General features: G+C 68.8%; 20 protein-coding genes. 16 read left to right on the forward strand and 4 right to left on the reverse strand.

Features of this window, described 5'->3' with window-relative positions; translation table 11 throughout:
* Window positions 1-67: 67 nt before the first annotated feature.
* Window positions 68-1,027, reverse strand: coding sequence for a hypothetical protein (locus ABD989_RS08215; RefSeq protein ID WP_345313121.1), 960 nt, complete (start codon window positions 1,025-1,027; stop codon window positions 68-70).
* Window positions 1,028-1,107: 80 nt separating this feature from the next.
* Between ABD989_RS08215 and lspA the strand changes: the two genes are divergently transcribed.
* From lspA to ilvA, 6 genes are all read left to right on the forward strand, one after another.
* Entirely contained in the window at window positions 1,108-1,713 is a 606-nt protein-coding gene (gene lspA, locus ABD989_RS08220) for a signal peptidase II (protein ID WP_372493268.1), read from the forward strand.
* The gene (locus ABD989_RS08225) at window positions 1,706-2,632 is read left to right on the forward strand and encodes an RluA family pseudouridine synthase (RefSeq protein WP_345313122.1); all 927 of its coding nucleotides are present in this window, start codon (window positions 1,706-1,708) and stop codon (window positions 2,630-2,632) included. Before lspA ends, ABD989_RS08225 begins: the two co-directional genes overlap by 8 nt.
* A 148-nt stretch (window positions 2,633-2,780) precedes the next feature.
* Window positions 2,781-6,320, forward strand: a complete 3,540-nt coding sequence (gene dnaE / locus ABD989_RS08230; RefSeq protein WP_345313123.1) for a DNA polymerase III subunit alpha — start codon at window positions 2,781-2,783, stop codon at window positions 6,318-6,320.
* A gap of 34 nt (window positions 6,321-6,354) precedes the next feature.
* Window positions 6,355-6,963, forward strand: coding sequence for an IMPACT family protein (locus ABD989_RS08235; RefSeq protein WP_345313124.1), 609 nt, complete (start codon window positions 6,355-6,357; stop codon window positions 6,961-6,963).
* 56 nt (window positions 6,964-7,019) lie between these two features.
* Complete coding sequence (locus ABD989_RS08240) at window positions 7,020-7,295, forward strand: hypothetical protein (RefSeq protein ID WP_246996517.1); 276 nt, start codon at window positions 7,020-7,022, stop codon at window positions 7,293-7,295.
* Complete coding sequence (ilvA, locus tag ABD989_RS08245) at window positions 7,273-8,646, forward strand: threonine ammonia-lyase IlvA (RefSeq protein WP_425556502.1); 1,374 nt, start codon at window positions 7,273-7,275, stop codon at window positions 8,644-8,646. The genes ABD989_RS08240 and ilvA overlap by 23 nt, the downstream gene beginning before the upstream one ends.
* Before the next feature lie 40 nt (window positions 8,647-8,686).
* Here the strand turns inward: ilvA and ABD989_RS08250 are convergent, their stop codons facing one another.
* Window positions 8,687-9,400 (reverse strand): 8-oxoguanine DNA glycosylase OGG fold protein, encoded by a 714-nt coding sequence (locus tag ABD989_RS08250; protein WP_246996515.1) that lies wholly within the window; start codon window positions 9,398-9,400, stop codon window positions 8,687-8,689.
* 129 nt (window positions 9,401-9,529) lie between these two features.
* Here ABD989_RS08250 and ABD989_RS08255 point away from each other — a divergent pair, with 129 nt between their 5' ends.
* From ABD989_RS08255 to ABD989_RS08300, 10 genes are all read left to right on the forward strand, one after another.
* A complete protein-coding gene (locus tag ABD989_RS08255) occupies window positions 9,530-10,411 on the forward strand; it encodes a DnaB-like helicase C-terminal domain-containing protein (protein ID WP_246996513.1) in 882 nt (293 codons plus the stop codon).
* Between the two features lie 337 nt (window positions 10,412-10,748).
* Complete coding sequence (locus tag ABD989_RS08260) at window positions 10,749-11,585, forward strand: MlaE family ABC transporter permease (protein ID WP_246997135.1); 837 nt, start codon at window positions 10,749-10,751, stop codon at window positions 11,583-11,585.
* A 1-nt stretch (window position 11,586) separates the two neighbouring features.
* Window positions 11,587-12,453 carry an ABC transporter permease gene (locus ABD989_RS08265; protein ID WP_345313125.1) on the forward strand — a complete coding sequence of 289 codons (867 nt, stop codon included), beginning with the start codon at window positions 11,587-11,589 and terminating at the stop codon, window positions 12,451-12,453.
* A 6-nt stretch (window positions 12,454-12,459) separates the two neighbouring features.
* Window positions 12,460-13,791 carry an MlaD family protein gene (locus tag ABD989_RS08270; protein WP_345313126.1) on the forward strand — a complete coding sequence of 444 codons (1,332 nt, stop codon included), beginning with the start codon at window positions 12,460-12,462 and terminating at the stop codon, window positions 13,789-13,791.
* Window positions 13,788-14,825 carry an MlaD family protein gene (locus ABD989_RS08275; RefSeq protein ID WP_345313127.1) on the forward strand — a complete coding sequence of 346 codons (1,038 nt, stop codon included), beginning with the start codon at window positions 13,788-13,790 and terminating at the stop codon, window positions 14,823-14,825. The genes ABD989_RS08270 and ABD989_RS08275 overlap by 4 nt, the downstream gene beginning before the upstream one ends.
* Entirely contained in the window at window positions 14,825-15,817 is a 993-nt protein-coding gene (locus tag ABD989_RS08280) for an MCE family protein (RefSeq protein ID WP_345313128.1), read from the forward strand. Before ABD989_RS08275 ends, ABD989_RS08280 begins: the two co-directional genes overlap by 1 nt.
* Window positions 15,811-16,935, forward strand: coding sequence for an MCE family protein (locus tag ABD989_RS08285; protein ID WP_345313129.1), 1,125 nt, complete (start codon window positions 15,811-15,813; stop codon window positions 16,933-16,935). Before ABD989_RS08280 ends, ABD989_RS08285 begins: the two co-directional genes overlap by 7 nt.
* Window positions 16,932-18,038, forward strand: a complete 1,107-nt coding sequence (locus ABD989_RS08290) for an MlaD family protein (RefSeq protein WP_246996502.1) — start codon at window positions 16,932-16,934, stop codon at window positions 18,036-18,038. Before ABD989_RS08285 ends, ABD989_RS08290 begins: the two co-directional genes overlap by 4 nt.
* Complete coding sequence (locus tag ABD989_RS08295; RefSeq protein ID WP_345313130.1) at window positions 18,038-19,195, forward strand: MlaD family protein; 1,158 nt, start codon at window positions 18,038-18,040, stop codon at window positions 19,193-19,195. Before ABD989_RS08290 ends, ABD989_RS08295 begins: the two co-directional genes overlap by 1 nt.
* Before the next feature lie 53 nt (window positions 19,196-19,248).
* Window positions 19,249-19,977, forward strand: coding sequence for a hypothetical protein (locus ABD989_RS08300; protein ID WP_345313131.1), 729 nt, complete (start codon window positions 19,249-19,251; stop codon window positions 19,975-19,977).
* 15 nt (window positions 19,978-19,992) lie between these two features.
* Here the strand turns inward: ABD989_RS08300 and treY are convergent, their stop codons facing one another.
* Window positions 19,993-22,332 carry a malto-oligosyltrehalose synthase gene (treY, locus tag ABD989_RS08305; RefSeq protein WP_345313132.1) on the reverse strand — a complete coding sequence of 780 codons (2,340 nt, stop codon included), beginning with the start codon at window positions 22,330-22,332 and terminating at the stop codon, window positions 19,993-19,995.
* On the reverse strand, window positions 22,329-22,904 hold the full coding sequence (locus ABD989_RS08310; RefSeq protein WP_345313133.1) for a helix-turn-helix domain-containing protein: 576 nt from the start codon (window positions 22,902-22,904) through the stop codon (window positions 22,329-22,331). The genes treY and ABD989_RS08310 overlap by 4 nt, the downstream gene beginning before the upstream one ends.
* Between the last annotated feature and the right edge of the window lie 90 nt (window positions 22,905-22,994).

Consider the following 22,994-nt stretch of genomic DNA (forward strand, 5'->3'; position numbering starts at 1 on the left):
ACGGTGCGCGCCCGCTGAATTCAGCGGGCGCGCACCGTTTTCGTCTGCAAGGCTCGTGTCTGGCTGGTCAGTCGGTCCGATTCCAGCGCAGCGTGAGTGAGGTCTGCTGGATGATCGGCCGATTCGGATCGGCGCCGACCAGTTCGCGGGCACCCTTCATCGCTAACTGCGCCGACGTCGGCAGCAGGCGCGTCAGGTCCACCGTCACGGTCCCGGTGCCGGAGTTGGCGTAGCGCGTCAGGTCCAGGGTCGACGCCGAACCGGGGATCCGGAACACGGTCGAGGTCGGCGTCTCGTCGACCGCAATGTCGACGGTCAGCACGTCGCCCTCCCACTTGGTGAGGGTCGCGACGATCTCCTGGGTCACCGTGGTCGCGGCGGTGACGGTGCGTTCGGTTCGCCAGCGGGCGCCCACGCCGATCGGCTCGGTCGGCAGGGGCAGGGCATAGGTGAACGCGCTGACCAGCGACTGCTCGATCGCGCGAATCGCCGGCTGGTCGGCGTTCGCCGGCGGGAACAGACGCAGCGACATCGGGCTGAGGCCGTCGGCGTAGGTGACGCCGCCGTCGGCGCCGTCGAACGTCGCCAGCGCCGGGTTCAGGGCCTCGTCGGGCGAGGTGATCGCGCCGAGGGTGAACTCGAGGTTCTTCGGATCGGTGCAGCCGGCGCGGGCGGTCAGCGGCGTCGACAGTTCCTCGGTGGTGGTGGTCGGCTCCTCACCCTGGTTGCCGATCACGCTGGTCTCGCTCGACTTGGTGTCGAGGGTGACGCGTTGCGGGGTCTCGGTGGTCGGGGCCGACGTCGGCACCCGCAGTTCGCCGGTGCCCGGCTCGAGCACTGCGACGTGGGCGGGCGGCAACTCGATCGGTCGGAGATCGGCGGCCTGCGCGCTGGAGGTCGGGTCGCAACCCCGGTTGGGGTCCGCGCCCGTCGACTCGTCGGAGGAGCAGCCGGTCAGGGCCATCGCGGCGGCCACCGACAGCGGCAGCAGGCCGGCCGCGGCGCGGGAGAATCGAGGGGCTGGCACGTCGTCCACCCTAGGCCAGCGGCCGTCGGCGGCCGCGCCCCGGTGCGGCGTCCGCCGCGCGCTCATGGACAATTGGGGGCATGGACGACGCTGCGCCCGGCCCCGACACCGAGAACGAGGCCACCCCGGACCGGGCCACCTCTCGTCGGCTCCTGATGTACCTCGCCGTCATCGCGGTGGCGGCCTACCTGCTCGACCTGCTCACCAAGACGCTGGCGGTGCACTACCTGGACCCCGCCGACCCGGTGGAGATCATCGGCGACTTCGTCACGCTGTCGCTGCTGCGGAACAGCGGTGCGGCGTTCTCGATGGCCACCGGTTACACCTGGGTGCTGACCATCGTCGCGCTGCTCGTGGTGGCGGTGATCATCCGGTTCAGCAGCCGCCTCGGTTCGCTCGGCTGGGCCGTCGGGCTCGGTCTGGTGCTGGGCGGGGCGCTGGGCAATCTCACCGACCGCATCTTCCGCGCGCCCGGACCGCTGCGCGGGCACGTCGTCGACTTCTTCTCGGTGGGGCAGTGGCCGGTGTTCAACGTGGCCGACTCCGCGGTGGTCTGCGGCGCGATCCTGCTGGTGGTGCTGACCCTGCTGGGCTACGACTACGACGGACAGCGGACCGGGTGGGCCGCCCGCAACGATCGGGCTGCCGCCGACGGGACCCGCGAGGAAGGCGACAGCGATGCGTGAATCACGAGCTATGCCCGTGCCCGACGGGCTCGACGGCATGCGGGTCGACGCGGGCGTCGCGCGCGTTCTGGGCCTGTCCCGCACGGTCGCCGCGGGGCTGGCCGACGCCGGTGACATCACCGTCGACGGCGCCGCGGTGCCCAAATCGCATAAGCTCGCCGCCGGTACCTGGCTGGACGTGACGCTACCGGCCGTCGCCGAACCGCTGCGCGTGGAGCCGACACCGGTGGAGGACCTCACCGTCCTCTACCACGACTCGGACATCATCGTCGTCGACAAGCCGCCGGGCGTCGCGGCGCATCCGTCGCAGGGCTGGACCGGCCCCACCGTGGTCGGCGCGCTGGCGGCCGCGGGCTTCCGGATCTCCACCTCGGGCGCCGCGGAACGGCAGGGCATCGTGTCCCGCCTCGACGTCGGCACCTCCGGCGTGATGGTGGTGGCCGCCTCCGAACACGGCTACACCGTGCTCAAGCGCGCGTTCAAGCAGCGCACCGTCGACAAGGTCTATCACGCGGTGGTGCAGGGCCATCTGGATCCGCCCGAGGGCACCATCGATGCGCCCATCGGACGGCACCCGGGCTCGGACTGGCGGTTCGCGGTGACCGCGCGCGGCAAGGAATCGGTGACCCACTACGAGACCCTGGAGATGTTCGCGGCGGCCAGCCTGCTCGACATCGACCTCGAGACCGGGCGCACCCACCAGATCCGCGTGCACTTCTCGGCCCTGCACCACCCGTGCGTGGGCGATCCGACGTACGGGGCCGACCCGAAGCTCGCCGCGCGCCTCGGCCTGGACCGGCAGTGGCTGCACGCGCGGACGCTCGCCTTCGCGCACCCCGCGGACGGTCGTCGGGTGGAGTTCACCGCGCCCTATCCGGCCGACCTCAGCCACGCGCTGGAGGTCCTGCGGGACGCCTGAGTTTCTGGGAATACCGGGGTCGACGGCGACGTCGTACCTCATGCGTCACACCCAGGCGAGCCGAATCCTTTCTGTCGGCATCGACGCCTAGAGTGGAGGCGTTCCACGGGCCGTCGAGGCCGCCGCAAGAGCAAAGGGGTCGAAAGTCGTGTCCGGTTCGTTTGTTCACCTGCACAATCACACCGAGTACTCGATGCTCGACGGCGCGGCCAAGGTGTCGCCCCTGTTCGCCGAGGCGCAGCGGCTCGGGATGAGTGCGATCGGCATGACCGACCACGGCAACATGTTCGGTGCCAGCGAGTTCTACAACACCGCGCGCAAGCACGACATCAAACCGATCATCGGCATCGAGGCGTATATCGCTCCCGAGTCGCGGCTCAACACCAAGCGCGTGCTGTGGGGCAGCCGGGAGCAGAAGAGCGACGACGTCGCCGGTTCGGGCGCGTACACCCACATGACGATGGTGGCCGAGAACGCGGAGGGCCTGCGGAACCTGTTCCGGTTGTCGTCGCGGGCGTCCATCGAGGGTCAGCTCGGCAAGTGGGCGCGCATGGACGCGGAGATCATCGCCGAGCACTCCGCCGGCATCATCGCCACCACCGGCTGCCCGTCCGGCGAGGTGCAGACCCGCCTGCGTCTGGGCCAGGAGGCGGAGGCGCTGGAGGCCGCCGCGAAGTGGCAGGACATCTTCGGCAAGGAGAACTTCTACCTCGAGCTCATGGAGCACGGGCTGGAGATCGAGCGCCGCGTGCGCGACGGCCTGCTCGACATCGGTCGCAAGCTCGGCATTCCGCCGCTGGTGACCAACGACTGCCACTACGTGACCCGCGACCACGCTGCCGCCCACGAGGCGCTGCTGTGCGTGCAGACCGGCAAGACCCTCTCCGACCCGACCCGCTTCAAGTTCGACGGCGACGGCTACTACCTGAAATCGGCCGAGGAGATGCGCGCGCTCTGGGACGACATGGTGCCCGGCGCCTGCGACAACAGCGTCGAGATCGGCGAGCGCGTGCAGTCGTACGCCGACGTGTTCACCCACCGCGACCGGATGCCGATCTTCCCGGTGCCCGAGGGCCACACCCAGGAGACGTGGCTGGCGCGCGAGGTGGAAGTGGGACTGGGCCGCCGCTTCGAGGGCGGCACCGTGCCGACCGAATACTCCGAGCGGGCCCGCTACGAGCTCGACGTGATCAATCAGATGGGCTTCCCGGCCTACTTCCTGGTGGTCGGCGACCTGATCGCGCATGCGCTCGAGGTCGGCATCCGCGTCGGCCCCGGCCGTGGTTCGGCGGCCGGTTCGCTGGTCGCGTGGGCGCTGGGTATCACCAACATCGACCCGATTCCGTACGGCCTGCTGTTCGAGCGCTTCCTCAACCCCGAGCGCGTGTCGATGCCCGATATCGACATCGACTTCGACGACCGTCGCCGCGGCGAAATGGTGCGGTACGCCTCCGACAAGTGGGGCACCGACAAGGTGGCGCAGGTCATCACGTTCGGCACCATTAAGACCAAGGCGGCGCTCAAGGACTCCGCGCGCGTGCAGTTCGGCCAGCCCGGTTTCGCGATCGCCGACCGCATCGCCAAGGCGCTGCCCCCGCCCGTCGCGGCCAAGGACATCACCGTCGCCGGCATCACCGACCCGTCCAACGAGCGGTACGCGGAGGCGGCCGAGGTCCGCACCCTGATCGAGACCGATCCGGACGTCAAGAAGATCTACGACACCGCGCTCGGTCTGGAAGGTCTGATCCGGAACGCCGGCGTCCACGCCTGCGCGGTGATCATGTCGTCCGAGCCGCTCACCGATGCCATCCCGGTGTGGAAGCGCGCCCAGGACGGCGCGATCATCACCGGCTGGGACTACCCGTCGTGCGAGGACATCGGCCTGCTGAAGATGGACTTCCTCGGGTTGCGGAACCTGACGGTCATCGGCGACGCGCTCGACAACATCAAGAACAACCGCGGCATCGACGTCGACCTCGACAAGCTGCCGATGGACGACGCCGCCACCTACGAGCTGCTGGCGCGCGGCGACACGCTCGGCGTGTTCCAGCTCGACGGTGGCGGTATGCGCGAACTGCTGAAGATGATGCAGCCGACCGGCTTCGAGGACATCGTCGCCGTGCTCGCGCTGTACCGCCCGGGTCCGATGGACGTGGGCGCGCACCACTCGTACGCGCGCCGCAAGAACGGCCTGGAGGAGATCAAGCCGATCCACCCGGAGCTGGAGGAACCGCTCAAGGAGATCCTCGCCGAGACCTTCGGCCTGATCGTGTATCAGGAGCAGATCATGGCGATCGCGCGGAAGGTGGCCGGGTACAGCCTCGGCGAAGCCGACCTGCTGCGTCGTGCCATGGGTAAGAAGAAGAAGGAGATCCTCGACGAGGCCTACGGCGGCTTCGCGGCGGGCATGCAGAAGAACGGCTTCTCGCAGCCGGCGATCACCGCGCTGTGGGACACGGTGCTGCCGTTCGCCGGCTACGCGTTCAACAAGTCGCACGCCGCCGGCTACGGCCTGGTCTCGTTCTGGACCGCCTACCTCAAGGCCAACTACCCGGCCGAGTACATGGCCGGTCTGCTCACCTCGGTGGGCGATGACAAGGACAAGTCGGCGATCTACCTGGCCGACTGCCGGCAGATGGGCATCACCGTGCTGCCGCCGGACGTCAACGCCTCGCGCGCCGACTTCGCCGCCGTCGGCGAGGACATCCGCTTCGGTCTGGCCGCGATCCGCAACGTCGGCGCCGGCGTGGTGGCCTCGATCATCGCCTCCCGCGAGGAGAAGGGCGCGTTCGCCAGTTTCTCCGACTATCTCGGCAAGATCGATGTGACGGCCTGCAACAAGAAGGTCACCGAATCGCTGATCAAGGCCGGTGCCTTCGACTCGCTGGAACATCCGCGCAAGGGCCTGTTCCTCGTGCACGCCGACGCCGTCGACTCGGTGGTGGGCACCAAGAAGGCCGAGGCCATCGGCCAGTTCGATCTGTTCGGCGACATGGGCGGCGGCGACGAATCCATCGCCGAGGTCTTCGCGGTGAAGGTGCCCGACGAGGAGTGGGAGTCCAAGCACAAGCTCGCCCTCGAACGCGACATGCTGGGCCTGTACGTCTCCGGTCACCCGCTGGCCGGCGTCGAACACGCCCTCGCGGCGCAGGCCGACACCTCCATCGCGTCGCTGCTGCAAGAGCAGGTGGGCGACGGCGCCCAGATCACCATCGGCGGCATCATCTCCTCGGTGAACCGACGCGTGAACAAGAAGGGCGAGCCGTGGGCGGTGGTCACCGTCGAGGACATGGTCGGTGGCGTGGAAGTGATGTTCTTCCCGCGCGCCTACCTCGCCTTCGGTATGGACCTCGTGGTCGACAACATCGTGCTGGTCAAGGCGCGCACCAACAAGCGCGACGATTCGCTGATGATCAGCGCCAACGATCTGGCGGTGCCGGATCTGTCGGCGGTGGGCACCACCAAGCCGCTGAATCTGACCCTGACCGCGCGCGCGTGCACCCCCGCTCGGGTGTCGGCGCTCAAGCAGGTGCTGATCCGGCATCCGGGAACGTCGGACGTGCACGTGACGCTGGTGAGCGAACGAAAGCAGACCCAGCTGCGGCTCACCGACGCGTTGCGCGTGACGCAGTCGTCGGCCCTGATGGGCGACCTCAAGGCGCTGCTGGGACCGAGCTGCCTGAGCTGACTGTGTTGTCTGGGCTGGTGCGACCGTGCTGATCATGGAATCGACCGGGCCGGTGGTGGTCGAGACGGTCATCAAGAAGTCGCGGTTCATCGCGACGGTGGTCGGCGTCTCCTCGCCGGAGGAGTTCGCGGACTTTCACGCCGAGATCGTCGCGGGTGCGCCCGGCGCGCGGCACGTGTGCTGGGCGTACACGCTCGGGTCCGGTCCGCAGTTGGTGGCGCGCTCGTCCGACGACGGCGAGCCCGGCGGCACCGCCGGACCGCCGATCCTCGCGGCACTGCAGTCGCGGGAGGTGGCGAATGCGGCGATCACGGTGGTGCGCTACTTCGGCGGCGTGAAACTCGGGGCCGGCGGTCTCATCCGGGCGTACGGCGGTAGCGCCAACGCCGTGCTCGACGCCACGCCGCTGCGGGCGGCGATCGCGACCGCCGTGCTGACCATCGAGGCCCCGCTCGACGACGCCGGCCGACTCGAGGGTGCCCTGCATGCGCTCGGTACCGTCCGCGCGGTCGACTACGCGCCGAGCGGCGTGTGTTTCGTGCTCGAGGTGCCCGCGGACGACGAAGCGCTGGTCGGGGACCGGGTGCTGTCGTTGACGTCGGGGGCCGCGACCGTCGTCGACGTCGCGCATCGGTTGGCCTAGACGGGCAGTTTCGGTGAGCCGAAACATTTGTTGCGACCTGCGCTATCATGGGATCCATGACCACCGTTGAACAGCTGACCGGTACGGGTGAACACGCCGGACGGGGCGTGGCCGCGACCGTGGCGGTGTTCGGCGTCGATTGGCCGGCTTACAAGCTGCACGCGCTGGTCGCCGGAGTGCTCGTCGTGGCCCTGGTGTTCGCGTTCGGTGGCACCGGAATCCTGGCCGGATGGCTCGCGGCGGGAGTCGCCGCGGTCGTCTGGTGGGGCGGGCGTGTCGTGCTGCGCCCGCGGTGGGACGATAGTGGGCGTGACCACCACGCCCGCAGCTGACCACACCGTCGTCGCCGGACTGAACCCGGCCAGCATCGACGCCGCCGCCGAGCGGTTGGACGGCGTCGTCGTCCGGACTCCGTTGGAGCCGTGCCCGCGCCTGTCCGAAGCCACCGGCGCGCAGATTCACCTCAAGCGCGAGGATCTGCAGGCCGTGCGGTCGTACAAGATTCGCGGCGCCTACAACGTGATGGCGCAGCTGACCCCCGCCGAGCTGGCCGCGGGTGTGGTGGCGGCGAGCGCCGGCAACCACGCGCAGGGCGTCGCCTTCGCGTGCGCCACCATGGGGGTCAAGGGCCGAATCTACGTCCCGACCACTACCCCGAAGCAGAAGCGCGACCGCATCTCCTGGCACGGCAAGGAATTCGTCGAACTGATCGCCGTCGGCGACACCTACGACGCCGCCGCGGCCGCCGCGCAAGCCGACGTGCTGCGTACCGGCTCGACGTGGATCCACGCCTTCGACGATCCGCGCACCGCCTCCGGGCAGGGCACCATCGGCAAGGAGTTCGTCGAGCAGCTCGGCGACGCGCCCGACGTGGTGGTGCTGCCGGTCGGCGGCGGCGGCTGCCTGGCCGGCATCGTCACCTACCTGCGCGCAGCCTGCCCGAACACCGCGATCGTCGGCGTGGAACCGTCCGGCGCACTGTCGTTGGCGGCCGCCCTGGTGACCGGCGAGCCGCACACCCTCGACGAGATCGATCCGTTCGTCGACGGCGCCGCGGTCAAGCGCATCGGCGCGCTCGGGCATCGCGTCCTCGCCGACGCCGGGGCCCGCGTGGCGGAGCACCCGACGCTCGCGGCCCTCACCGACACCCCGGCGGTGCCGGTGATCGCCGCCGACGCCGTCGACCTGGCGCCCGGCAGCGTCACCATCACGCACGTCGACGAGGGCGCCATCTGCTCGACGATGCTCGAGCTGTACCAGAACGAAGGCATCATCGCCGAGCCCGCGGGCGCCCTCGCGGCCACGGCGCTCGCCGAACTCGACCTGCCCGCCGACGCGAAGGTCGTCGCGCTGGTCTCCGGCGGCAACAACGACGTCTCGCGGTACGGCGAGATCATCGAGCGCTCGCTGGTGCATCGCGGCCTCAAGCACTACTTCCTGGTGAACTTCCCGCAGGAACCCGGCGCGCTGCGCCGTTTCCTCGACGAGGTCCTCGGCCCGGACGACGACATCACCCTCTTCGAGTACCTCAAGCGGAACAACCGGGAGATCGGCACCGCGCTGGTCGGCGTCGAACTCGGCAGCCGCGCCGGCTTCGACGGCCTCCTCGACCGGATGGCGCGCTCGCGACTGGACGTCGAACGCCTGGAACCGGGCTCTGCGGCGTACAAGTACCTCACCTGACCGTGGTGCGCCGACGAGGTGGTCTCCTCGTGGTCGAGGGCTATGCGTTGCGCGCCAACTCGAAGATCGCAGTCTCCACCTGTGCGGGAGTTCGGCCGAACGGTGCTCCCCAATCCCGCAGCAACTCGAGGTAGCGCGTGTAGTCCGGGGTCCGATAGGGGGTCAGAATCAACCCGGCGTTCTCCGGATCCGCGAGCCACTGCTGCACCAACGAATCCAGGATGGGCGCCGCTTCCGGGGATTCGATGCCGGTGTGCGCTGACGCGAAGTAGAGCCACTTGGTGAAGAACGCGGGGCCGAGTTGCTTGATGTGGCCTTCGTTCGTGAGGTAGCGGAATCCTTCGACAGGTCCAGACGTGCTGTCGTCCCCACTCGAGGTGACCTTGGCGGCCGCGATTCGAAGTCGGTCGACGACGTCCTCACGGACGGGGGCGGTAGCGGCACCCTGTTGGAGTCCGGTCAGCATCCAACGGACCCGGGTCGGACCGTATCCGCTGGTCCCGTACCCCCACACCATCGCAGCCACGAATGCGGGAAGTACTCGGCCGTCGGCGAGTTCGCTGTGCACCGCCTGCCGAATCGTCTCGCGGTCGACCCTGTCGGGCAAGCGCTCGAGGAGATCGACGACGTCGGACCTGTCGTGAAACTTGCCCCGCCATTTGTTCAGTTTCCACGGAAAGGCTCGCTGCTGAATCGGTGGAGCACTCAGCAGTTCGGCGAGCACGTCCGGCACGTTCGGTTGGTTGGCTACCACTAGCGCTCCTCGGCTCGAGTCCCCGTAACACCGGTTCCGGACAAGAAGCGGCTGTGCACGGCGACACAGCGGCGCTGTCGTACCCCCGTGACATAGTACTCGCACGGCGGGGTGACGAGAGGTGGCGCGGTGGAACGTGCGGTTGAAGGCGCGGTGGAGGTCCTGATCGAGGCGGGGCTGATCACCGGCGAGGAGGACGTGATGCCGGCGGGCGACGACCTGATCCGGACCGGGCTCGCCGAGATCGACGACGCGCTCGGCGGTGGACTCCGCCGGGGTTCGCTGACGGTCATCGCCGGCCACGGGGGAGCCGGGGCGGCGATGCTGGCCCGCCAGATCGCGGGTCACGCGGCCGCCGAGCAGGGCCTGACTGCGGGGTATCTGGCGGTGGGCTCGCGCGCGGCCGATGTGCAGCGCGAGGCGATCGCCGGTCAGACCGGCGTGCGTGTCACCGAGATCCACCACGACACCGCTGCCGAGCGGAGGGCCGCGGTGGAGCGGGTGTTCGACGGAAGGCTGACGATTCGGCAGACGGACGTCCGTACCCGTGAGGCCGTCCTCGAACGGGCCATCCACAGCCTGCAAGTCGACGAGGACGACCTCCTGGTGATCGACTGCCTCAACCTGATCGGCGTCGTCGACGACGACTGGCGCTTCCCGCTGAGTCCGCCGCTGGCCTCGGACGAGATGGCGGACCTGCTCCGCCACCTGCGGGTGCTCGCGCTGGACGCGGACCGGGTGATCATCGTGGTGGCCGACCTGCCGATCATGGGAACAGGCGAATACCCCAATTCGGCGGACCATTCGATGGCGCACCGCGCCGCGCTCGGTCCGGCGGCGCAGCTCGCGGACTCGCTCCTGCTGCTCTACCGCCCCGACCTGTGGGACGCGAACGACCCGCGATCGGGCGAGACCGACGTCGTCGTCGCGCGCGGTCCGCACCGCCATGTGCCGACCACGGTGACCTTCGCGCACCAGCTACACCTCGCGCGCTTCGTCTCCTTCCGCTAGACCCGCGCGGCAGACCTGTTTCCGCGTGTCGCGACGCCCTCCGCGTGTCGCTGACCGAGCTCGCGGTTGCGACCCGGGAAAGGGGTCGCGACGTGCGGAAACAGGCCGTGGACCAGCGCCCACGCCGACAAACGAGCGCTTAGTAATACAGGGAAGGTAGGCGGACCGAGGACCGTGTATTTCACAGTGCATCTGAAACGTGATCGTGCACACATCTTTCCGTCTGATCTATGTATATTGCTACCCACGAGTCAGTTACGGGGTGGACGGCACGCGTGCGGTCACGACGATGGGTGAAGGCGGGGGAGTGGCCACAGACACGGTCGGCGCGGGTGAGATGCCAGCGCACTCTCGGCGCGGATGGTCCGACACCGGCTTCGGCAAGTGGTGGCGCGAACACATCACCAAGTCGTTCGAGACCTTCGGCCGCCAGTTGGCGATGTTCGTCGAAGTATTCAAGGTTCTGGTCACCGACCTGGCCAAGGGGCGCTTTCCGTTCGCCGAGTTCGTCCGCCAGTGCGGATTCATGGCGTCGACGTCGGTCTTCCCGACACTGCTGGTCGCGATCCCCATCGGGGTGATCGTCTCCATCCAGGTGTCCAACATCGCCGGGCAGATCGGTGCCACGTCGTTCGCCGGCGCCGCGACCGGCCTCGGCGTGATCCGCCAGGGCGCGCCCCTGGTCACCGCGTTGATCATGGCGGGCGCGATCGGCTCGGCGATCGCCGCCGACCTCGGCTCCCGCACCATCCGCGACGAGATCGACGCCATGAAGGTGATGGGCGTCAATCCCATCGAACGCCTCATCTCCCCGCGCCTGCTCGCCACCATGGTGGTCAGCTTCCTGCTCTGCGGCTTCGTCTGCTTCGTCGGCTTCATCACCGGCTACCTGTTCAACGTGTACTTCCAGGGCGGCACACCGGGCAGTTACACGGGCACGTTCGCGTCCTTCGCCGGCACCTCCGACCTGGTCTTCGCGTTGGTGAAAGCCGTGATCTTCGGCGCCATCGTGGCGGTGGTGGCCTGCGACCGCGGCCTCACCACCAGCGGCGGCCCCGCCGGTGTGGCCAACTCGGTGAACGCGGCGGTGGTCAACTCGGTGATCCTGCTCTTCACGGTGAATGTGGTGCTGACGCAGCTCTTCGCCCTCGTGGTCCCGGCGAAGGTGGTGTGACATGACCGCTTCGCGGTATACCGCGCCGGTCCTGCGGCCGCTCGTCGGTCTCAAGAAGCTGTGGACCGTCCCGCGCGACGGCCTGGTCTCGATGGGCCACCTGATCACCTTCCTGGTCAAGTCCATCGGGCTGGCGCCGATCACCTTCCGGCACTACCAGAAAGAGGTCTGGCGGCTGCTGTCCGATGTGGCGTGGGGCAACGGCGCCATCGTCGTCGGCGGCGGCACCGTCGGCGTCATGGTGATCCTGGGCATCATGGGCGGCGCCACGGTCGGCATCGAGGGTTACACCGCGCTGAACCTGCTGGGCATGGAACCGATCACCGGCGCACTGTCGGCGTTCGCGACGACCCGCGAGATCGCCCCGCTGCTGGCGGCGACCGCGTTCACCGCGCAGTCCGGCTGTCGGTTCACCGCGCAGCTCGGATCGATGCGGATCAGCGAGGAGATCGACGCGCTCGAGGCGATCGCGATCCGGCCGCTGCCGTACCTGGTGACCACCCGCATGGCGGCCGCCGTGATGTCGATCGTCCCGCTGTACGCGATCGCGCTGGCCGCGAACTACATCGCCGCGCAGGTGATGTTCCAGGTGCAGAGCGGCCAGGGCGCCGGCACCTACCTGCACTACTTCCAGCAGTTCATGCTGTCCACGGACGTGCTGTTCTCCTTCTTGAAGGTGATCGTGTTCGTGCTGCTGACCACGTTCATCCAGTGCTACTACGGCTACTTCGCCTCGGGCGGTCCGGAAGGTGTCGGCGTGGCCGCCGGCCACGCGATCCGCCTGGCGATCATCACGATCGTCTTCGCCAACCTGATCATGACGCTGGTGTTCTGGGGCACCACGTCGGGCATCAAGATTTCGGGGTAACTGACCATGGTTCGAGTGGATACCGGAGGCCGCGACCCGTCGGTCGGCCAGTACCTGTGGCGGGGCGTCGCCTTTCTGGCGGTGTGCATCGTGGTGCTCGCGCTGCTGGTCATGCGGTACCAGGGCACCTTCGACAGCCGGACCGACGTGGTCGCGGAGATGACCGACGTGGGCGACGGCCTGATCCCCGGCGCCGACGTCCGGTACAACGGCTTCATCGTCGGCGCGGTCGCCAGCGTCGAGGCCGTCCGCACGGTCCACGACGGTGCGGCGGGGCCGCTCAAGCGCGTCAACATCGAACTCCTGCCAAAGCAGGCCGAGGGCATTCCCACCAACACCACCGCGCGCACGGTTCCGGCGAACCTGTTCGGCGTGAACTCGGTGGAGCTGATCCAGCCGGCCGATCCGTCGTCGTCGCATCTGACGAGCGGTGCGACGATCCCCGCCGACACCACTGCCGACACCATCCGTTTGCAGGACGCGCAGAACGATCTGCGCGACCTGCTCAAGGCGGTGCCGCCGGAGGACCTGGGCATGGTGCTCGGCAACATCGCCGACGCACTGCGCGGCGGCGGCGCGACCTTCAAGACCTTCCTGCCGGTGCTCGACGGCTACTTCCGCGAGCTCAACGCCCAGTTCCCGGCCGGTGCGCCGTCGGGCTTCGACAACTACAACGCCGCGATCGGCGGGCTGGCGGAATCGACGCCGGAACTGCTCGACGCACTGGGTCGCAGCGTGGTCCCGGCCATGACGATCGCCGAGAATCAGCGGAACCTGACCGCGCTGCTGTCGGCCGGGCAGGGTCTGCTCGACCAGACGCAGACGATGTTCGCCAAGAACGGCGACGGCGGTATCCGGCTCGTCGGCGACCTGAACACCACCATCGGCGCCCTCATGCTGCAGCCCGACGCCATGCCGCAGGCCGTGCGCGAACTGTACGTGCTCGCCGGGCGAGTCCTCGGCGTCTTCACCGGCATCAACGGCAAGGTGCAGCTGAACCTCGGCATCAGCTTCAGCCCGTTCGAACGCTACGGTCGCCAGAACTGCCCGGTGTACGACGGCGGGCCGTACGGCCAGCTCCGCGGCCCCGGCTGCATCGGCCCGGGCACCGGCACCGGACCCACCATGTCCGGTCCGCTGATGATCTACCCGGAGGAGGGCCTGCAGCGTCGCACGGTGTCCGGCAAGGTCACCACCGCACATGACGAGAAGACCATCGCGGCGGCACTGGGCCGCAAGCCCACCGCGGCCGAATCGCTGATGCTCGGACCGCTGGTCTCCGGCGTCACCCCCGTTCCGGGGCCGTCCGCAACCGCACCGCAGGGAGGAGCCAAGTGAGCCAGCCGTCGGCCAGCATTCGTAAACCGCTCATCGGTTTCACCGCGTTCGCGCTCGCAGCGCTGTTCATGACCTACCTGATCTGGTCGACCCTGGAGCGGACCCTCGACGGTCCGACCGGCGATTACTCCACCGTCTTCCACGACGCGTCCGGCCTCGCCGTCGGCGACGACGTGCGCATGGCCGGTGTCCGCGTGGGTCGTGTCGAATCGATCGACTTGGAGAACGGGCAGGCCCGCGTCGGCTTCGACGTCCTCACCGACCAGAGGATCTACGACAACACGCAGGCTGCGATCCGCTACCAGAACCTCATCGGTCAGCGGTACGTGGCGCTGAGTCTGGTCGGCGACGCCCCCGGCGCGCCGCTCGGGAAGGGCAGCGCGCTCAAGCAGGACGGCGTCGACTCGTTCGATGTGACCCGCCTGCTCGCCGGCTTCCAGCCGGTCTTCGACACCCTGACCCCGGAGCAGGTCAACGGCCTCACCATGAGCCTGATCAACACCTTCCAGGAGGGCGATCAGATCTCGCTGAGCAACACGCTCACCCAGATCGGCCAGGTGGCCGACGACATGGCCGACCGCGACGAGATGCTCGGCGCCATCATCACCAACCTGTCGGTGGTGATGCGCGAACTGGCCTCGCAAGGCGACCAGGTGCAGCAGCTGATCGACAACACCGCCCAGCTCGTGGAGGGCCTCAACGGGAACTCCGCAGCCTTCGGCAAGTCGGTGCAGCTCATCGGCCGCACGGCGCAAGGCCTCGGCACGGTGATCGGCGACAGCCAGGCCTCCTTGGAGACGGCAGGCACCGCCGCGCGCAACGCCACCAGCAAGCTGATCGCGATCGGCCCCACCCTGGACCGCGGCGCCACGGTGCTGCCCGAGTTCCTCGTCCACTTCCCGATGGTGATGAGCCAGGGAGCCTACTTGAACATCTACGCCTGTGAACTGGACATCTCCATCGGCAACGTCTTCCTTCCGCCCGGCCTGCTGCGGCAGATCGGCGGCAACCAGCATTCGGTGGTGTGCCGCTGATGAAGAAGAAGCTGCGTCACTCCTGGGGCGAACGCCGCCTGCTCTGGTACGGCCTGATCGGCTCGGTCACCATCATCGCGCTGCTCGTGGCCATCGTCGGGTTCAGCGAGCTCGGCATCGGCAAGACCACCTACACCGCGAACTTCACCAACGCCGGTGGGATCCGTCCCGGCGACAAGGTGCGGGTGGCCGGTATCGATAAGGGTGAGGTGACCGGCACCGCACTCGCCGGCGACCACGTCGAGGTGACCTTCCGGGTCGATGACGACGTGCACATCACCGACAACGGCGTCGCGACCATCAAACTGTCGACGCTCCTCGGCCAGCGGTTCGTCGAGGTCGACATGGGCAACGGCGCCGGGCCCGCTCCGGGCGGCGTGGTCCCGAACACCGAGGTGCCCTACGACCTGCAGAAGACGCTGGAGGCGGGGGTCCCGATCCTGGAGGGGATCGACGACGCGCAGCTCGCGGCCAGCCTCCGCGGACTCAACAAGCAGCTCGACGGCGTCCCGGCGATCGCCGAACCGACGCTGGACGCGTTGACCCGGATGTCCGACGTGATCAACAACCGGACCGACCAGATCAATCAGCTCATCAAGGACACCGAGACGGTCACCGACCAGGTGGCCGGGAGCCAGCACGAACTGTCGATTATCGTCGGACAGGGTGCGCAGCTGGCGGGCAAGATCACCGCGCGCGAGGCGTTGGTGACGCGGCTGCTCGACGGCCTCGCCGATCTCACGGCGCAGGCCGAACTGCTCGCCGACGCCAACCAGGGCCAGTTCGCGCCGTTGATGGCGAACTTGACGACCATCTCGCAGGGCCTGGAGAAGAACCGCGACAACCTGCGGAACATGCTCGACATCCTGCCGGTGACGGCGCGGTCGATCAGCAACCTCACCGGTGACGGGCCGTACGCCAACGGCTACCTGCCGTGGGGCATCTTCCCGGACAACTGGCTGTGCAAGGCGCGGGTGGTGGACGGATGTTGAGGGGGAACAAGCGCGTGACGGGCTTCAAACGCACCCCGGCCTTGGCGGCGGCGGCATTGGCGGCGGTGGGCGGGCTCACGTTGAGCGCCTGCTCGCTGGTCCCGACCGGCCTGCAGACGGCCGTGGGCGCGGCGCAGACCTACACGGCCTACTTCGACAGCGCGGCCGGCCTGTACGAGGGCAACGACGTCGCGGTGCTCGGCATGCCGGTCGGTCGCGTCGTCTCCCTCCACCCGGAGGGCACGCGCGTCAAGGTGGAGCTGGCGGTCGACAGCGACATCGCGATCCCCAAGGATGCGACCGCCGCGATCGTCAACACGTCGATCGTCACCACCCGGCACATCGAGCTGACCCCGGTGTACACCGGCGGGGAGAAGCTGGCGGCCGGCGGCACCGTGGCGAACACCGCGTCGCCGGTGGAGATCGGCACGCTGTTCGACTCGATCGACGCGCTGGTGGAGAACCTCAAGGGCAAGCCCGGCGGGGAACAGCCGATCGCCGACCTCGTCGACATCGCGTCCGGCGTGGCCGACGGCAACGGCGAACGGCTGCGGGAGGCGCTGGCCGCGCTGGAGAAGGCGGGCAAGCTCGGCGCGAACAACGCCGACGGCATCGGGCAGATCCTGCGCACCATCAGCGAGCTGACCAGCACGCTGACCGCGAACTACCCCAAGATGCTGGCGCTGTCGGACTCGGTGACCACGGTGTCGGAGATGCTCGGCGAACAGAGCGTCGGCCTGCAGGCCACCCTCGACAATGTAAACGCGGCCCTGCAGAACACGGCCGAATTCCTGGAGGGCAACGCGGGGAACGTGTCGTCGTCGATGACCGGGCTGGCGTCGTTGGCGTCGAACCTGTCGGACTACTCGCGGCAACTCGTCGACACCATCGACATGGGGCCGCTGCTGTTCCAGAACCTCGCGAACTCCATCTCCGCCGAGCAGGGCGCGTGGCGCGCGCAGGTGCTCCTGGACAAGTCGCTCATCGACAACGAACTGCTGTCCCGCTTCTGCGAGGCGATCAACCTGCAGAAGAACGGTTGCCGCACCGGCCAGCTCGGCGACTTCGGTCCGGACCTGGGCATCTACTCGGGCCTGCTGGAGTTGAGCAAGAAATGACCTCGATGAAGAAGATCGCGATGGGTGCGGTCTCGTTGGCCACCGTCGTCAGCCTCACCGCCTGCGGCGCGGTACCCGGCATCACCGTCGAACAGATTCCGCTGCCCGCACCGGGTTCGCTGGGCGACACCATCGAACTCAAGGCCGTCTTCGACAACGCCCTCAACCTGCCCGCGCAGGCCAAGGTGCGGTTGGGCGGCACCGACGTGGGCGTGGTCTCCGACATCGTCGCCAAGGACTACCGCGCGGTGGTCACCATGAAGGTCTCGACCAGCTCGTCGATCCCGGTCGGCACCGGTGCCGAACTGCGGCAGGCGACGCCGCTCGGCGACGTCTTCGTCGCACTGAACCCGCCGGTCGACCCGACCGGGGGCACGATGACGAACGGTGAGACCCTGACCGGTCCGACGTCGGCCGCCGCCACGGTGGAGGATCTGCTCATCAGCATGACCGCGCAGGTGGACTCCGGCTCGGTCGGCGCGCTGCAGCAGATCTTCACCGAACTGTCGACGGCCCTGTCCGGTGACACCAAGTACATCGAGCTGCAGGGCGCGATCAACGGTTTCACCACCGCGATCAGCCGGTTCAACGCGAACTCGGCGGAGGTCGACACGGCGATGGCCACCACGCGTACCCTCACCGCCGACCTGGCGGCGGGCCGCAACCAGATCGCCGCCGCGGTGAACAAGCTGCCGCCGGCGATCAACGCGATCAATGGTGAACTCGGCCTCATCCTGGACACGCTCAACAAGTCCAACGTGGTGACCGGGGCGACCACCGACTTCCTCAACCAGCGGCAGGACGACCTGATCAGCCTGTTCACCCACCTCAGCACGGCCGCCGTCGCTCTCGAGAAGACGGCCCCGCAACTGGGGCCGCTGATGCAGCGTCTGTTCGAGCTGAACCCGAAGTGGCAGAACTCGACGCCGGGCAGCGCCGCCACGGTGGCGACCAAGCTGTACTGGCTCACCCCGGGCGTCGGCTTCGACGCGGCGTCGCGGTTCCCCGAGCTCCAGGATCTGCAGGGCGGTCTGGAAAGTCTGCAGCAGACGCTGGCCGTCGTGCTGGCGCGGCTCAACGGAACGAACGGGGCGCCGAACTGATGATGGCCTTCCTGCGGAAACACTCCATGCTGCTGGGCAACCTCGCCCTCGCCCTGGTGATGGTGCTGGCGCTGGCCTACCTGGCCTTCGTCTCGCTGAGCTGGCGGCCCTGGCAGGGCCGCTACGAGGTGACGGTGAAGTTCCCGATCTCCGGCGGCCTGCAGAACACCTCGAAGGTGACGCTGCGCGGCGTCGAGATCGGCGACGTCGAAGACATTCAGGTGACGCCCCGCACGGTGAACGTACGACTCAGCCTGAACGACGACTACCGGATCAATCGGAACGCCACGTTCTCGGCGTTGGGCCTGTCGGCCGCCGGCGAGCAGTACGTCGACATCGTCCCGACCACCGATGACGGACCGTTCCTGAGCGAGGGTGCCGTCATCGAGACCGCCCAGACCGACGTGACCGCACCCTTCTCCGGCGTGCTCGAATCGAGCCTGGACCTGATCGCGCAGATCGACACCGACAAGCTGTCGTCGGCGCTCGGCGAACTCACCATCGCGCTGAACGACGACCAGCCGAACCAGCTGCGTTCGATCTTCTCCTCCGGCGGCGTGATCTTCGCGCAGCTGTACAAGGTGATGCCGCAGACCACGGCGTTGATTCAGAACGTCGGCACCATCATGGAGACCACCGCCGACGTGCAGCCGGACTTCGGCCGCCTGGTCGACGGGCTCGGCTCGGTGATCGACGCTGCGGTCGAGGCCGATGCCGAACTGCGCACGCTGATGGGCACCGGATCGAGCCGACTGGTCAGTCTGACCGGATCCCTGGACACCATCACCGACCCGATCACCGACGTGCTGGCGCAGTTCATCGACGTCGCCCAGCAGGGCGCGCTGCGGGCGCCGACGCTCGCGGTGCTGTTCCCATCGATCCGGGACGGCTCGGTGCAGTCGCAGAAGATGTTCCACCACGGCGCATGGTGGACCTTGGCGTCGCTCTACCCGCGTCCGTACTGCGACTACCAAGTGACGCCCACCCGCCCGACCAAGATCATGGAGGCGTCGGTGCCGACCAACCTGTACTGCGTCACCGATGATCCGAACCAGCAGCGACGTGGATCGATCAACGCCCCGCGGCCGAAGGGGGACGACACCGCCAACCCGCCGCCCGGCTACGATCCGAACAGTCGTACGGTGCCGCTGAATTGAGCGCGCCCGCCACCGATACCGCACGCAGTGACCAACGAGATGATGAAGGACGTATGAGCTCGGATTCCCCGGCAGAGGATGCCTCCGACGTGACCACGGACGCTCCCGCGAAGGACAGCGGAACCAAGGACGGCGGAACCAAGGACAGCGGGGTGGCGGCCAAGGCGGCCCGGCGCGCCGAGTCGGCGGCCCCGGCCGCGTCCGGCGGTCGTGAGTTCACGATCTCCGCGCGCGCCCTCCTGACCGCCGGTCTGGCCCTGGTCGCCGTGGCCGCGGTCGTCGCGATCGCGGTGCTGTCGTGGCAGCTGACGGCCAAGTCGCGCACGCTCAGCGCCTTCGACGACTCCAAGTCTGCGGCGTCGTCGTTCGTCACCACCTACTTCGAATCCATGATGGCCGCGGGCACCACTCCGGAGAAGATCAAGGCGGTGGTGGTGCCGCTGACCACCGGCGAGGCGCGCGAGCGGGTCGAGGCCGATGCCGGCAGCACCGTGCAGTTCTTCGACGAGGGCAAGTTCTCCAACATGAAGGTGGAGGTCAATTCGGCGACGGTGGAGTCGTTCACCGACACGTCGGCGACCACCGTGGTCGCGGCCACGCTGACCGGGACCAGCCCGACGCTGCCGGCCGGAGGGCAGCAGGTGGTGCTGTTGCAGCTGGATCTGACCAAGCAGGACGGCAAGTGGCTGGTCGCCCGGATGATCGTGCAGCCCGGCATCAGCGAGTCCTCGGGTCAGCCGGCGCCCGCACCCGCACCTGCGGAAGGTCAGCCCGCGGGCTGATCGGGTCGGGCCGTCTCAGCGGACGCGCTCGAGGATGGCCACCGGCCGGTCCTCCAGGAGCACGTCGGCGCGGACCGCACCGGAATGTTCGCACCCGCTGCGCACGTCGCACCAGGTCCCGTCGGGCAGATCGACGACGGCATGGGTGCGGTCGGCGCCGGGCGCGAAGGTCTGCAGCAACCGCGTGGCCACCACCACCACGGAGGGATCGGCGTCGCCTGCGCTGCGGCTGAAGGCGAGCACGTGCCGGGCACGTCGACCCCGGACCACCACGTCGCGGTAGTCGCCGTCGACCCCGAACGCCGCGCGGTGGCGACGTCGTACCGCGAGCGCGTCGATGATCAGACGGGCCTTGGGGTGCTCGAGGTCGCGGGAGTGGTCCACCGGTCGACGATTGTCCGGGTCGGTCAGCGCATCGTCCCACCACTGGGCGCCCTGGTAGAGATCGCCGACGCCGGGCCCCAGCAGGGCGATGGCGGTGCGGGAGAGCGACTCGGCGCGGCCGGTGGCGGCGATCAACGCCACGAAATCGCCGATCACCGCGGCCGCCGGCCCGGTCAGCAGCCCGGTCAGCCAGTCCTGCGTCTGCTGCTCGGCCTCCGGATTCGGGTCGGTCCACGAGGAGATGACGGCCGCCTCCCGCATCGCTTTGGCCGCGTAGGCGGTCAACCGCCCGTGCAGGTCGGCATCGGGCAGCCCCGCTTCCGGCCATATGCCGACGAGGTTCTGCAGCAGCAGGTACGCGGTGCGCGGGTGCGGCGGCGGGTAGTCGGCCCAGATCCGCCGGACCAGCATGTTCCAGCGCTGCGGCACCTGCGCGAGCACCGCGATGCGGGCGCGGACGTCGCCGCTGCGCTTGGTGTCGTGGGTGGTGGTGGCGGTCAGCGCGCGCGGCCAGGTGCGGGCCCGCCGCTGATTCTGTTCGTGGAAGGCGGAGCGGCTGATCGTCGGATGCCGCGGATTGGAGCCGAGTTCCTGCGTGGACACCAGGCGTGCGGTGCGGTGGAAGCCGACGTTCTCGATCGCGGTGGCCGCGACCACCGCACTGAGCTCGCTGACCCGGAAGACGGCCTCGGGAAAGTCCTCGGGGTGTGTGAACGCGGTGGCCAACGCGTCGAACCCGGCGTCGGCCGACGGCAGCCCGGCGCGTGCCTCCTCGATGGCGGCGAGCACACGGGGCCGCAGGTGCGGGTAGTCGGCGCGACTGACGTCGATCATGACGGCGAAGGCGGCCACCGCCTGCTCCACCACGTAGGCCGGCACCGACGGTGCGGCGAGGGCCACCGCCGCGCTGGCCATGCGCAGGCGCGTGGGAAAGCGGCTGCGCATGGTCTCGTCGCGCAGTTGCCGGGCCTCCGCGCGGAGATGATCGCCGTCGCCGTGCTGGCCGGTGAACCAGAGGTAGATCTCGTCGAGCTCGATGATGCCCTGCGGCGCGGTGAACACGGCTTCGATCCGTTGCAGCTGGTCGTAGCCGGTGGTGCCGTCGACCGGCAGCTCCGGGTCGAGGTCCTCGCCGATCGCGAGGCCCTTCTCCACGTACAGCAGACGGTCGGGGCCGATCAGGTCGCGGAGTCGGCGGAGATAGCCGCGCGGATCGCGGAGCCCGTCGAGGTGGTCCACGCGCAGCCCGTCGATCAGGTCCTCGTTCGCCAGGTAGCGCAGCCAGCCGTGGGTGGCTTCGAAGACTTCGGGCACCTCGGGGCGCAGGGCGGCGAGCTCGCCGATGTCGAGGAAGCGGCGGTAACTCAGGAGGCTGTAGGTGGACGGCACCAGCCGGTAGTGCTGGCGCGCGAGGACCTCGAGCGGGTCGTCGTCGGGTTCGGCGGAACCGGGCGTGGTGGGGAGTACCCACTCGTGGAGGCGCAGGTTGGCGTCCTCGTCGACGGTGAGGTCCGCGAGGTCGCTCTCACTCCCGAGGTAGGGCAGTAGAATCACGTCGTCCCGGCCCTCGTGGGTCACCGGCACGATGTCGAAGTAGTCGAGGAACGGTGAGCCGATGCCGTGCCGCAGCACGTCGGCCCACCAGGCGTTCTGGGTGGGGAGACGGATTCCGACGTGGTTCGGCACGATGTCGACGAGGAGGCCGATGCCGACGGCGCGGGCGTGCGCGCGCAGCAGGCGGAACCCGTCCAGTCCGCCGAGCTCGGGGGAGATCTGCGTGGGCGGCGTCCAGTCGTAGCCGTGGGTGGAGCCGGGCATCGCACGCAGGATCGGCGACAGGTACAGGTGGGAGATGCCCAGCTCCACGAGCTGATCGAGGATCCCGACCACTTCGGCGAACGCGAAGTCCGGCGTGAGCTGCACCCGGTAGGTGGCGATCGGCTCGTACAGGTCGCCGTCCGGCGCGCTCACGGGGTGGCCGCGGGCGTGTCGACGGGCCGGACGGCGCGCGCGCCGGCGAGGATCACGGCGAGGGCCTGGGCGAACTCGTCGTCGAAGTCGCGCTGCGACGGACCGGTGGCGCCGAGGCGCTCCATCTGCGCGCGGGTCTGCTCCTCGATGGTCAGGCCGACGATCAGCTGACAGAGGGCGGTCGCGACGCCGCGGGCCGCCGTCTCCGGCAGACCGCCGCCGGCGGCGCGGTCGGCGAGGCGACCGGCGAGGTCGTCGGTGGCCAGGCCCGAGGCCCACGCGGAGGAGACCACTTCGGCGCTGTCGGGTACGGCGAGCAGGGCGGTGCGCAGGTTCTGCGCCGCGGCGGCCAGGGCGTCGTCCCAGTCCAGAGTGTCGTCGTCGTGCACGTCGGCGAGCAGATCGTCGGACAGTGCCGCCAACATCGTCTGCTTGTCGGCGAAATGCCAGTACAGCGCGTTGGGTCGGACGCCCACCTCGGTGGCCAGTCGCCGCATGGTCAGGTCCGCCAGGCTGTGCTGGGCGAGGATGCCGCGTGCGGCATCGAGGATGTCGCCTCGCGTGGTGCTCACATGGCTCACCTTATCGGTGCGGCACCTCCTGTACAGCGTTCAGGGCCTCCTGTACGGTGTCCAGTAATTCTGCCGACCGCCCCGGTCGGC

This window comes from Gordonia alkaliphila, assembly GCF_039542465.1.
GTDB lineage: Bacteria > Actinomycetota > Actinomycetes > Mycobacteriales > Mycobacteriaceae > Gordonia > Gordonia alkaliphila.

Coding starts and splice junctions, on each gene's coding strand:
- ABD989_RS08285 (WP_345313129.1), top strand. CDS start 15,811: ATGTTGAGGGGGAACAAGCGCGTGACGGGCTTCAAACGCACCCCGGCC.
- ABD989_RS08280 (WP_345313128.1), top strand. CDS start 14,825: ATGAAGAAGAAGCTGCGTCACTCCTGGGGCGAACGCCGCCTGCTCTGG.
- ABD989_RS08260 (WP_246997135.1), top strand. CDS start 10,749: ATGCCAGCGCACTCTCGGCGCGGATGGTCCGACACCGGCTTCGGCAAG.
- lspA (WP_372493268.1), top strand. CDS start 1,108: ATGGACGACGCTGCGCCCGGCCCCGACACCGAGAACGAGGCCACCCCG.
- ABD989_RS08265 (WP_345313125.1), top strand. CDS start 11,587: ATGACCGCTTCGCGGTATACCGCGCCGGTCCTGCGGCCGCTCGTCGGT.
- ABD989_RS08235 (WP_345313124.1), top strand. CDS start 6,355: ATGGAATCGACCGGGCCGGTGGTGGTCGAGACGGTCATCAAGAAGTCG.
- ABD989_RS08270 (WP_345313126.1), top strand. CDS start 12,460: ATGGTTCGAGTGGATACCGGAGGCCGCGACCCGTCGGTCGGCCAGTAC.
- ABD989_RS08225 (WP_345313122.1), top strand. CDS start 1,706: ATGCGTGAATCACGAGCTATGCCCGTGCCCGACGGGCTCGACGGCATG.
- ABD989_RS08240 (WP_246996517.1), top strand. CDS start 7,020: ATGACCACCGTTGAACAGCTGACCGGTACGGGTGAACACGCCGGACGG.
- ABD989_RS08300 (WP_345313131.1), top strand. CDS start 19,249: ATGAGCTCGGATTCCCCGGCAGAGGATGCCTCCGACGTGACCACGGAC.
- ABD989_RS08295 (WP_345313130.1), top strand. CDS start 18,038: ATGATGGCCTTCCTGCGGAAACACTCCATGCTGCTGGGCAACCTCGCC.
- ABD989_RS08290 (WP_246996502.1), top strand. CDS start 16,932: ATGACCTCGATGAAGAAGATCGCGATGGGTGCGGTCTCGTTGGCCACC.